The sequence below is a fragment of the Microtetraspora sp. AC03309 genome (assembly GCF_020826795.1).
Taxonomy (GTDB): Bacteria; Actinomycetota; Actinomycetes; order Streptosporangiales; family Streptosporangiaceae; genus Microtetraspora; species Microtetraspora glauca.
Map to the genome: position 1 here is coordinate 1 of NZ_JADDIL010000407.1, position 541 is coordinate 541.

General features: G+C 66.9%; 1 pseudogene. It reads right to left on the reverse strand.

Annotation, left to right across the window (positions count from 1 at the left end):
- A pseudogene (locus tag IMZ11_RS43585) lies at positions 1-541 on the reverse strand (glycosyl hydrolase family 15); the annotation flags it as partial.

The window sequence follows — 541 nt, forward strand, 5'->3', positions numbered from 1 at the left end:
GTAGTGCGCCGGTGGGCGAGTAGGTCAGCCCCTTGAGGGTCAACGCGCTGCGTTGCAGATAGGACCGCCAGGGATGGTCGGGGAAGTCGCCGATGTTGATCCACTGCCGCCACGACTCGCTGGTCTTCCACATCTTGTCCGAGGCCTCTTCGAAGGTCTGCGGGGCGGGATGTTTGGACCAACTGAGTGCGACGAACACGTTGTCGCCCTCGGTGAGCCGAGTGCGGGCGCGGGCCTCGCGGCCCTCGATGCCGATCCGCAGGTTGGTGGTGAGGCGCAGGGTGGGGTGCGAGTCGGGGTTGCGGCTGGCGCGTGCGATGGCTTCACCGTAGGCGGGCCCTGAGTACTCCCACGACGCGCTGACGCGGTGGTAGTCGAATGCCGGTTCGCAGTTCATCACCAGCTCGACGGTGCCGCTGACGCATCGGACGGTGCGCAGCAGGATGTGTTCGGCGTCCCAGTCCATGGGGGTGCGCCGGTGCGTGCGCGATCGGGTCTCGATATCGTGCCACGGACCCATGACCAGTGCGTCGCGCACGAT